The 2,083-nt window shown below is 71.5% G+C and carries 2 protein-coding genes; one reads left to right on the top strand and one right to left on the bottom strand.

Features of this window, described 5'->3' with window-relative positions; translation table 11 throughout:
• Positions 1–255 precede the first annotated feature (255 nt).
• A complete protein-coding gene (locus tag B9G38_RS16415; RefSeq protein WP_086221090.1) occupies positions 256–1,491 on the top strand; it encodes a mechanosensitive ion channel family protein in 1,236 nt (411 codons plus the stop codon).
• Between the two features lie 22 nt (positions 1,492–1,513).
• Here the strand turns inward: B9G38_RS16415 and B9G38_RS16410 are convergent, their stop codons facing one another.
• The gene (locus B9G38_RS16410; RefSeq protein ID WP_086221089.1) at positions 1,514–2,032 is read right to left on the bottom strand and encodes a hypothetical protein; all 519 of its coding nucleotides are present in this window, start codon (positions 2,030–2,032) and stop codon (positions 1,514–1,516) included.
• Between the last annotated feature and the right edge of the window lie 51 nt (positions 2,033–2,083).

The following is a 2,083-nucleotide window of genomic DNA, read 5'->3' as shown; positions in this document are numbered from 1 at the left end:
CGCCGTTCGAGAGCGCCGGCGTCGAGGACGCGGACCTCGCGAGCGAGGTCGCGGCGCTGCGGCGCACCGTCGAGGCGCAGTCGGAGCGCTTGGACCGGCAGTCGGCGCTCATCGAACAGCTGATCGAGGAGCTCCGCCGCGGCCGGTGACGGAGACCCCTCTCCCCGCGGCTCGTTCCCCCGGAGCGGCCGCGCCGATTCTCCCGGCTGAGACTCGCGTCGGATCCGTTATGCGGCCGGCGACGAAGCACCGACCGTGATCGCCGGACTGGGAACGCGGGTCGGCGCGGTGTTGAGCGACGTCTCGAGTACGGAGGGACGCCTGGCGGTCACCGCCGGCATCGCCCTCCTGACGCTCGCGGTCGGCTGGCTGCTGCTCCCGAAGGCCGTCCGCGCCGGCGAGCGGACCGTCTCGGACTGGGTCGAACAGCTCCTCGACGAGCGGCTGGCGGAGTCGACGGAGGGCGCGGTCCAGACGCTGCGCGCCGGCGTCCCGACGTCGTTCCTCCTGCGCCTGTCGGTCGGACTGTTACAGCTCGCGCTGTTCGCGCTCGCGGGGGTCGCCGTGTTGACGCTGTGGGGGCGGTTCGAGCTCGTGGTCGCGGTGTTGCCCGTCGCGAGGAACGCCCTCACGGTCGGGGCGCAGATCGTCGCCTCGGCGGTGCTGCTCGGCGGCGCGTACGTCGTCAGCGACGTGGTGGAGGCGTACGTCACCGAGCTGTCGGCGGACAGCGACCGGATCACCGCCCACCAAGAGCAGCTCCTCACCCGGCTCGCGCAGGTCGGGCTGCTCGTGCTCGCCGCGATAACCGTCCTCGGGATCTGGGGCGTGAACCTCGGCGGGCTCCTCGTGGGCGCCGGCTTCCTCGGGATCGTCCTCGGGATGGCGGCCCGGCAGACGCTGGGGTCGCTCATCGCGGGCTTCGTGCTGATGTTCGCCCGGCCGTTCGAGATCGGGGACTGGGTGGAGATCGGTAGCGAGGAGGGGTTCGTCACCGACATCACGATCATGAACACCCACATGCGCAACTTCGACGGAGAGTACGTCGTGGTGCCCAACGACCTCGTCGCCAACCAGGCGATCACGAACCGGAGCCGCGAGGGGCGCCTCCGGATCCACATGGAGGTCGGCATCGGGTACGACGACGACCCCGACGAGGCGGCCGAGATCGCCGAGGAGGTCCTCGACGGCATCGACTCGATCGCGAACAACCCGCGGCCGTACGCGATCCCGTCGGGGTTCGGCGACTCGGCGATCCTGCTCGACCTCCGGTACTGGATCGACCCGCCGACCCCGCAGGCGCGGTGGCGCTCGAAGGCGACCGCGGTCGAGGAGATCCAGGAGCGCTTCGCCGACGCCGGCATCTCGATCCCGTACCCGCAGCGGACCGTCTCGTACCCGCCCGAGACCGCGGAGGCGGACGAGACGGTCGAGCGCGTCGAACGGTCCGGCGAGAACGGCGACGGGCGGCCGCGAGACCGGTCGGTCTGACTCGGACCGACGCGGCGGCTCGCTATCGCTCCGACGGGCCGGTGTAGCCGCTCGGGAGTTCCCTCCCGCGTCCGGTGAACAGCCGCTCGAACCGCTCGATGCGCTCTAACACGTAGCTCAGCGCCGCCGTGAGCGAGTCCGCGCCGATCGACAACAGGTGGCGCGCGCCCCTCGTGCGGTCGGCGTGGTAGAAGCTGACCTCTCCCTCCGGATCGGTGTTCCGCTCCGGCATCACCACTAAGTCCTGTCTGCTGGGGTCGTGCCTGAAGACGAGCACGTCAGTGAGCGAGTCCGCGCCGTACGTGACCACGTCGTGGCAGACCGTCCACTTCGGCGGCGTCTCCTCGGCGAGCGCGTCCGCGTCGACGACGTTCCGCATCGTCGTCGCGGTCGAGACGCGCTCCAGCCCGGATCCGCGACGCTCCCGAAGCCACGCGAGGATCCGCTCGACGACGCCGCGGAGGCCGTCGGGCCCGGAGAACCGGCCGGCCGACCGCTCCGCCGGCAGCGACCCTCGCGTCACTTCGGTCCGCTCTCCCATGCGAGTACCCCGGGGCCCGTCGCGTTAATAGGTACCGGTCGGGGACCCCCG

Source organism: Halorubrum sp. SD612 (assembly GCF_002135005.1).
The sequence above is the reverse complement of the archived record's forward strand: the minus strand, read 5'-3'. Positions and strand labels throughout refer to the sequence as shown.

What these genes read in the sequence shown, in the direction of transcription:
- B9G38_RS16410 (WP_086221089.1), bottom strand. Translation starts at nt 2,032, where the DNA reads ATGGGAGAGCGGACCGAAGTGACGCGAGGGTCGCTGCCGGCGGAGCGG.